Source organism: Cryobacterium sp. TMT4-31, assembly GCF_004403385.1.
Lineage (GTDB): Bacteria > Actinomycetota > Actinomycetes > Actinomycetales > Microbacteriaceae > Cryobacterium > Cryobacterium zongtaii.
The window spans coordinates 117,087-124,261 of record NZ_SOGI01000063.1; the positions used below are offsets into that span (position 1 = coordinate 117,087).

6 protein-coding genes are annotated in these 7,175 nt (G+C 68.9%); all 6 read left to right on the plus strand.

Annotated elements, in window-relative coordinates:
- Nucleotides 1–2: 2 nt before the first annotated feature.
- Nucleotides 3–1,763: a glycoside hydrolase family 35 protein gene (locus E3T19_RS14875; RefSeq protein WP_134409202.1), complete on the plus strand. Its 1,761-nt coding sequence runs from the start codon at nucleotides 3–5 to the stop codon at nucleotides 1,761–1,763.
- A 210-nt stretch (nucleotides 1,764–1,973) separates the two neighbouring features.
- On the plus strand, nucleotides 1,974–2,996 hold the full coding sequence (locus E3T19_RS14880; protein WP_198415683.1) for a siderophore ABC transporter substrate-binding protein: 1,023 nt from the start codon (nucleotides 1,974–1,976) through the stop codon (nucleotides 2,994–2,996).
- Nucleotides 2,997–3,018: 22 nt separating this feature from the next.
- Entirely contained in the window at nucleotides 3,019–4,038 is a 1,020-nt protein-coding gene (locus E3T19_RS14885) for an ABC transporter permease (RefSeq protein ID WP_198418797.1), read from the plus strand.
- Complete coding sequence (locus E3T19_RS14890; RefSeq protein ID WP_198415682.1) at nucleotides 4,028–5,035, plus strand: iron chelate uptake ABC transporter family permease subunit; 1,008 nt, start codon at nucleotides 4,028–4,030, stop codon at nucleotides 5,033–5,035. Before E3T19_RS14885 ends, E3T19_RS14890 begins: the two co-directional genes overlap by 11 nt.
- Nucleotides 5,032–5,790 carry an ABC transporter ATP-binding protein gene (locus tag E3T19_RS14895; protein ID WP_088455140.1) on the plus strand — a complete coding sequence of 253 codons (759 nt, stop codon included), beginning with the start codon at nucleotides 5,032–5,034 and terminating at the stop codon, nucleotides 5,788–5,790. Before E3T19_RS14890 ends, E3T19_RS14895 begins: the two co-directional genes overlap by 4 nt.
- A gap of 125 nt (nucleotides 5,791–5,915) precedes the next feature.
- Nucleotides 5,916–7,175, plus strand: a 1,260-nt coding sequence (locus E3T19_RS14900) for a DNA polymerase III subunit gamma and tau (protein ID WP_134409203.1), incomplete at its 3' end; no start/stop codon positions are given.

Genomic DNA, 7,175 nt, shown 5'->3' on the forward strand with positions numbered 1-7,175 from the left:
TCATGGGCGCGTTCGAGATCGGCGACGAGCACTTCCTCCTCAACGGTGAGCCGTTCCGGGTGCTCGCCGGGGCCATCCACTATTTCAGGGTGCACCCGGATCACTGGGCCGACCGCATCCACAAGGCCCGCCTGATGGGCCTGAACACCATCGAGACCTACGTGGCCTGGAACGCGCACTCGCCGGCTCGTGGCGGTTTCGACACCGAGGGCCAGCTCGACCTGGCCCGTTTTCTCGACCTGATCGCCGCCGAGGGCATGTACGCCATCGTGCGGCCCGGCCCGTTCATCTGCGCCGAGTGGGACAACGGCGGCCTGCCCGGCTGGCTGTTCACCGACCCGGCCGTGGGGGTGCGGCGGAACGAGCCGCTCTATATGGCGGCCGTGGCCGAGTACTTCGAGCAGCTGCTGCCGATCGTGGCGTCCCGGCAGATCGACCGGGGCGGCCCGGTCATCCTGGTGCAGATCGAGAACGAGTACGGCGCCTACGGCGACGACAAGGATTACCTGCGCGCGCTCGTCGAGCTCAACCGGGCCGGCGGCATCACGGTGCCGCTGACTACCATCGACCAGCCCACCGACCAGATGCTCTCCGACGGCAGCCTGCCCGAGTTGCACAAAACCGGCTCGTTCGGCTCCCGCGCTACCGAGCGCCTGGCCGTGCTCCGCCGCCACCAGCCGACCGGACCGCTGATGTGCGCCGAGTTCTGGAACGGCTGGTTCGACCACTGGGGTGCGCACCACCACACCACTTCCGCGGAGGACTCCGCCCGCGAGCTCGACGACCTGCTCGCCACCGGCGCCAGTGTGTCGCTGTACATGTTCACCGGCGGCACCAACTTCGGCTTCACCAACGGCGCCAACGACAAGGGTGTCTTCCAGCCCACGGTCACTTCTTACGACTACGACGCGCCCCTCTCGGAGAGCGGTGAGGTCACAGCCAAGTACCTCGCCTTCCGCGAGGTGCTCGCCAAGTACGCGCCGGTGACCGGGTCGTTGCCGGCCCCGGCCGCGCCCGCGCCGGCCTTCGAGGTCGCCCTCGACGAGTTCGTTTCGCTGTGGGACGCGTTACCCGAGCTGGCCGACATAAGCGCCGCTCCGACCGCCGGGCTGCCCAGCATGGATGCCCTCGGCCAGTACACCGGGTTCGCCCTGTACCGCAGCCGGTTGACTCCGGGTGCCCGCGTGCTGTCCTTCGGCGAGGTGCGCGACCGCGCCCAGGTTTTCGTCGACGGCGACCCCGTCGGTGTGCTGCAGCGCGACCACCATGACCGCTCGATCGGCTTACCGCCGGGGGAGCGCCTCGACCTGCTCGTGGAGGACCAGGGCAGGGTCAACTACGGCCCACGCATCGGCGAGGACAAGGGCCTGATCGGCCCGGCCACCCTCGACGGTGTCACCCTGGCCGACTGGCAGGTGCTGCCGCTCGACGTCGACGGGTTCGTCGCATCCGGCAGCGCCCGCTTCGCCCTCGACCTCGCCGGTTCCGGCTCGCTCAGCGGTCCCGCGTTCGTGCGCGGCCGGTTCACCGCCGAGCCCGGCAAGGACCTGTTCCTCAGCACCGCCGGCTGGGGCAAGGGCCAGGTCTGGATCAACGGGTTCAACCTCGGCCGGTTCTGGGACCGTGGACCGCAGACCACCCTCTACGTGCCCGGTCCGGTGCTGCGGGCCGACAACGAGCTGGTCATCCTCTGCCTGCACGGCACCGAGAGCACCCTCGCCCACTTCGTCCCCCGCCCCGACCTCGGCCACACCGACTTCTAGCCCGCCCAACTGTTCCCCGAGCGGACAATTGCACCCGGTACGCCGGGCGCAATTGTCCGATTCGGGCACAGTTGCGCCGCCTCGCGTGCTCGGCGGGTCCGGAAGGCCCGGCGCCATGGGTGCGCATTGGACAATCCCGGAGTGCTTAGGTTACCCTAACCAAGGTCCAGTAAGGATTGCCTAACCTAAGTGCCCCAGGAGGCCCCGCCGATGTCCCTCACCCGCCCTCTCGCGACCCTCTCGTTCGCCCTGGCCTCCGCGCTGATCCTCGGCGGTTGCGCGTCAACCGAGGCCGACGCCGGCACTGCCGGCACCGCCGCAACCCCCGCGGCCACGACGGTGTCGTTCTCGTGGGACCGCAATATCGCCGGCGAAGGCGAAGACCCGCAGTACGAGGCGACCACGGTCGAGGTGCCCACCAACCCCCAGAACATCGTGGTGTTCGACATGGCCAGCCTCGACACCATCGGAGCCCTCGGCGGCGAGATCTCCGGCGCCCCGCTGGACTCGGTGCCCGACTACCTGCGGGAGCACCTGACCAGCGAAGCATTCAACGCGGGCACACTCTTCGAGGCCGACCTCATCGCGATCGAGGCAGAGCAGCCCGACCTCATCGTCATCGGCGGCCGCTCGGCGGCGCTCTACGAAGACCTCAGCGCGATCGCGCCCACCGTCGACCTGAGCATCAGCGGCTCGTTCCTCGAGACTCTCGAGCGCAACACCGAGTTCCTCGGTGAGGTGCTCGGCGCTCAGGACGAGGCCGCGGCCGCCCTGGCCGACCTCGAGGCCGGTATCGACGACGCACAGGCCGTGACGGCGGATGCCGGCACCGGCCTGGGCCTGATGGTCTCCGGCGGCAAGCTCAACGCCATGGCCCCCGCCGGCGCCGACGCCACCGGGCGCAACGCCCGCGGCGGGCTGATCTACGACGTGTTCGGCGTCACGCCCGTCGTCGAAGAGATCGAGGCGGCCACCCACGGTGAGCCGGTCTCGTTCGAGTTCCTGCTCGAGCAGAACCCCGACTACCTCTGGGTCGTGGACCGTGACGCCGCGACCGGCACCGAGGACGCCCAGGCGGCCGCGACCGTTCTCGACAACCCGATCGTCAAGCAGACCACCGCCGCGCAGCAAGACCAGATCGTCTACCTCGACCCCACCGCCTGGTACATCGTGTTCGGCGGCATCACCACCACGCAGCTGATGATCGACGACGTCCTGCAGATCGCCGAGTGACCCCCGGGATCGCCCGCACACTGTGACCGACCTCCTCACCCGTCGCACCCCCACCCCGGTGCCCGCCCGTCCGCGGCGCACCGGGGTGGGGGTGCTCATTGGCACCATCCTCGTGATCCTTGCGAGCGCGAGCCTGTTCATCGGGGTCTCCGATGTCTCGCCGCTTGCGCTGCTCACCGGCGGGCCCGACAGCAGTGCGGCGTTCCTCCTGGTGACCAGCCGCATCCCACGCACCGTCGCCGTTCTCCTGGCCGGCGCGTCCCTGGGCATCGCCGGCCTGATCATGCAGATGCTGGTGCGCAACCGGTTCGTCGAGCCCGGCACCACCGGGGTCACCGAATTCGCCACACTCGGAATGCTGATCAGCACCGTTTTCTGGCCCGGGATGGCGGTGGTCGGCAAGATGGCCGTCGCCGCGGTGTTCGGGCTGCTGGGCACCTGGGTGTTCCTGAGGGTCGTGCGCGCGGTGCCCGTGCGCCAGCTGGTGCTCGTGCCGTTGGTGGGCATCATGCTCGGCGGCATCGTCGGGTCGGTCACGGTGTTCTTCGCGTATCGGCTCGACCTGCTCCAGTCGCTCGGGCAGTGGTCACAGGGCAGTTTCGCCTCGGTGATGCAGGGCCGCTACGAGTTCGTCTGGATCGCCGGGGCCATGGTGGTCGTGGCCTGGTTCGCCGCGGACCGGTTCAGCGTCATCGGCATGGGCGAGGACTTCGCCACCAACCTCGGCCTCAACTACCGCCGCGTCGTGGCCGTGGGCATGGTCATCGTCGCCCTCATCACGGCGTCGGTCCTCGTGACCTCCGGGGTGATCCCGTTCCTCGGCCTGGTGGTGCCCAATGTGGTCAGCCTCATCATCGGCGACAACGCGCGTCGGTCCATCCCGTGGATCGCCGGCCTCGGCGCCGTGTTCGTGATCGCCTGCGACATCGTCGCCCGGGTGGTGCGCTTCCCCTACGAGATCCCGCTGTCGGTCATCGTGGGCATCATCGGCGCCGCCCTGTTCCTCTGGCTGTTACTGCGAAGGAGGGGTCGTGCTCACTGACGCCGTCACCGGCCGCACGCCGGCGCCCGCCCGGCTCGGCCCGCTCTGGGCCCGCCCCGGGCTGCGGTTGGCCCTGCTCGCGATCGTGGCGCTCGCCCTGGTCGCGGTGTATTTCTTCACGGATGTGCCCGGCTCGTTGGCCTTCGCGGTCAAGATCCGCAGCCTCACCGTGCTCGCCATGCTGCTCGTCGCCACCGCGGTGGGCGTGTCCACCGTGGTGTTCCACACCATCACACAGAATCGCATCCTCACCCCGTCGATCATGGGGTTCGACGCCTTCTACGTGCTCATCTCCACGGTGATCGTGTTCTTCTTCGGCTCGGCGTCGTTCCTGGGCGCCGACCCACTCACCCTCTGGCTCGTACAGGTCGTGGTGATGGTGGCGTTCAGCGTGTTCCTGTTCACCTGGCTGTTCGGCGGCAAACGCCGCTCGATCCACCTGATGCTGCTGGTCGGCATTGTGCTGGGCACCTTTTTCCGCAGCTTCACCGAGTGGATGCAGCGGATGCTCGACCCGCTGGACTTCCAGGTGCTCTCCGACGCGATGTTCGCGTCGCTGACCCGCCCCGACGAGACCCTGTTGCTGCTCACCGGCGCCGTCGTGCTGCTCGCCTGCGCCGCCGTCCTGCCATTGCTGCGCATCCTCGATGTGTTGACCCTGGGGGAGCCGGCGGCGGTCGGACTGGGGGTGAACCATCGGCGCACTCTGCTGATGCTGTTCACCATCGTGTCGGTGATGATCGCCGCGTCGACCGCTCTGGTCGGGCCGATCCTGTTCTTCGGCCTCATCGTCGCTAACCTCGCGTACTCCTACGCCGGCACCTTCCGCCACGTGTGGACGCTGCCGACGGCCGTGCTCATCGGGGTGATCTGCCTGCTCGGCGGGCAGATCGTGCTCGAGCAGGTGTTCAACCTCGGCGGCAGCCTCTCGATGATCATCGAGTTCGCCGGCGGGCTCTTCTTCCTCTACCTGGTTCTGCGAAAGGGGGCGCGATGATCGTGCTCGACGGCGTCAGCAAGCGCTACAACGGTCACACCGTGCTCGATGAGGTGAGCATCGCGTTCGGTGCTGAGGGGGTGACCGCGCTCATCGGCCCCAACGGTGCCGGCAAGTCAACCCTCTTCGGTGTCGTGGGGCGCCTCATCCGTCCCGAGGCGGGCAGCGTCGCCGTGGACGGTTCGGACGTGGCCACCGCCCGGTCGAGCGACCTCGCGAAGACCCTCGCCGTGCTCCGTCAGGACAACCACATCGCCGCGCGCCTCACCGTGCACGACCTCGTCGAGTTCGGCCGTTTCCCGCACTCGAAGGGGCGACTCACGGTCACCGACCGCGACCACGTCGACCGGGCCATCGACTACCTCGAGCTTGATGACTTTCGCAACCGGTTCCTCGACGAGCTCTCCGGCGGGCAACGGCAGCGGGCGTTCATCGCGATGGTGCTCGCGCAGGACACCAAGTACATCTTGCTCGACGAGCCGCTGAACAACCTCGACCTGCGCCATATGACCGAGATCATGAAGCTGCTGCGCCGAATGGCCGACGAGCTCGGCAAACGTGTCATCGTGGTGCTGCACGACATCAACTTCGCCGCCACCTACTCCGACCGCATCGTCGCCATCCGCGATGGCCGGGTCGTGGCGGATGCCGCCGCGGCCGAGATCATGCGCCCGGAGGTTCTCGAGGCGGTCTACGACACCAAGGTCGACGTGCGCCAGATCGACGGCCGCCCGGTCGCCCTCTACTACTCCTGATCCGCGCGGGCTCGCCCCAGCCGCGCTCGCCTTTAGGTACCGCCGGCCGAGCCGGGCGGATGCGCCTCCGCCGCCCTGTGCACCATCCACCCGGGGTGTCAGTGGCAGCAAGTACGATTGACCTCGTGGTTACCGCCCTGTATCGCCGTTACCGGCCAGAGACTTTTGCCGAAATGATCGGTCAGTCCCAGGTGACCGATCCGCTCATGACCGCCCTGCGCACCAACAGGGTCAATCATGCCTACCTCTTCAGCGGGCCGCGCGGCTGTGGCAAGACCACATCCGCCCGCATCCTGGCCCGCTGCCTCAACTGTGCAGAGGGCCCCACAGACACCCCCTGCGGCGTCTGCCCCAGCTGCGTTGAGCTCTCCCGCGACGGCAGCGGCTCGCTCGATGTGGTCGAGATCGACGCGGCCAGCCACAACGGTGTCGACGACGCCCGCGACATCCGCGAACGCGCTATCTTCGCGCCGGCCCGCGACCGCTACAAGATCTTCATCCTCGACGAGGCGCACATGGTCACCCCGCAGGGCTTCAACGCGCTGCTGAAGATCGTGGAAGAGCCGCCGGAACACGTGAAGTTCATCTTCGCCACCACCGAGCCCGAGAAGGTCATCGGCACCATCCGTTCGCGCACGCACCACTACCCGTTCCGGCTGGTGCCGCCGGCGCCCATGCTCGACTACGTGCAGCAGCTCTGCGACAGCGAGAACATGACCGTGGCGCCCGGCGTGCTGCCGCTCGTGGTGCGTGCCGGCGGCGGCTCGCCCCGCGACACCCTCTCGCTGCTCGACCAGCTCATGGCCGGCTCCGAGACCGACGCGATCGAGTACGAGCGCGCCGTGGCACTGCTCGGCTACACCCACGCGACCCTGCTCGACGACGCCATCGACTCCATCGCCGCCCGCAACTCCTCGGCCGCGTTCGACGCCGTCGACCGCGTCATCCAGACCGGTCAGGATCCCCGCCGCTTCGTCGAAGACCTGCTCGAGCGCATGCGCGACCTCATCATCGTTGCCGCCACGAGCGCCGCCGCCGCCGCGGCCGTGCTCCGCGGCGTGCCGCAGGACGAACTCGACCGTATGCACGTGCAGGCGTCCAAGTTCGGTCCCGCCGAGCTGAGCCGCACCGCCGACATCCTCAACGCCGCCCTCACCGAGATGACGGGCGCCACCTCGCCGCGCCTGCACCTCGAGCTGATGATCGCGCGCGTGCTCATCCCCGCCGCCGACGACAGCACCCGCGGCGCCCTCGCCCGCGTCGAACGTCTCGAACGCCGCATCGGCGTCGACGGCGGCAGCACGGATGCGCCGGCTGAGCCCGCTCCCGCCGCCACGGCCCCACGCACCCCGGCTGCTGCACCGGCGCCGCGCACCCCGGCCGCG

Bases quoted from the DNA above. Each gene is read 5' to 3' on its own strand.
- E3T19_RS14875 (WP_134409202.1), top strand. From the start codon at position 3: ATGGGCGCGTTCGAGATCGGCGACGAGCACTTCCTCCTCAACGGTGAG.
- E3T19_RS14880 (WP_198415683.1), top strand. From the start codon at position 1,974: ATGTCCCTCACCCGCCCTCTCGCGACCCTCTCGTTCGCCCTGGCCTCC.
- E3T19_RS14895 (WP_088455140.1), top strand. From the start codon at position 5,032: ATGATCGTGCTCGACGGCGTCAGCAAGCGCTACAACGGTCACACCGTG.